Annotated in this window: 2 protein-coding genes; one reads left to right on the top strand and one right to left on the bottom strand. The window is 53.2% G+C overall.

Translation table 11 applies throughout. The features are described from left to right. Window positions 1–206, bottom strand: a 206-nt coding sequence (locus WH277_RS08210; protein WP_339505212.1) for an LD-carboxypeptidase, incomplete at its 3' end; no start/stop codon positions are given. 196 nt (window positions 207–402) lie between these two features. Between WH277_RS08210 and WH277_RS08205 the strand changes: the two genes are divergently transcribed. Further along, a partial coding sequence (locus WH277_RS08205) for a transglycosylase SLT domain-containing protein (RefSeq protein WP_339505210.1) occupies window positions 403–802 on the top strand: 400 nt, incomplete at its 3' end.

The raw sequence follows: 802 nt of genomic DNA, 5'->3' as shown, positions 1-802 counted from the left end.
GGATTAAGCTGAGCCAGACCGTTGATATCGGCCAGGCGCTGGCTGTCGTTACCGGCAAAACGTTGCTCGCGGCGGGCAATAATACCGCTGTTATCAACCCGGTGGCCATCCGCCTGCAAACGTGTCACGCCGCGCGCTGCGGCCGCAGGATTGTGGCAGTAGCCGGAAGGGGCAACCAGATGGATCGTACGTGGGATTGTCGCCATAACACTCACTTTGATGATTTTTTATGCGCCAGCAGTGAATTATTTCGAACCGGGCGCTGTCCAATTGATTCGATGATGACGAATAGCTGCTGTGAAGTCACCAGCATGCCGCACAATTTAAGAGTTACGGTAATTTCCTAATGGTCGGCAACCCGTATGATAGTCTCGAAGCTAAGGCTCAGAGGATAATAAAAACGTGAGAAAAAGCGTGAAAATGGCGGCGATGATCGCTGCATTATTGCTGGCAGGTTGTGCCAGTGAACCCCAGAGAAAAATTGTTCGTCAGCCGGATACTCCCTTAACACAGGCCCCACCTTCGCAGGTGGCCAGCGCCTGGTCGATGATGACCGAGCAGGCAGCACAGCGGAATGGCGTGGATCAAAAGCTGGTGGAAGCGATTATTACCGTAGAATCAGGCGGCAACCCCACGGTCGTCAGCAAGTCGAATGCCGTTGGATTGATGCAGATAAAAGCCTCTACGGCAGGACGGGAAGTGTATCGTTCACAGGGTCGACGTGGGCAACCAACGAAGTCGGAACTGCGTGACCCGGTGAAAAATATCGATATTGGTACTGCGTACCTGCGTATTCTGCAAG

The organism is Erwinia sp. MYb416 (assembly GCF_037479575.1).
Taxonomy (GTDB): Bacteria; Pseudomonadota; Gammaproteobacteria; order Enterobacterales; family Enterobacteriaceae; genus Erwinia; species Erwinia rhapontici.
Note: the sequence above shows the minus strand (reverse complement) of the source record. Positions and strands in the feature narration are given on the sequence as shown.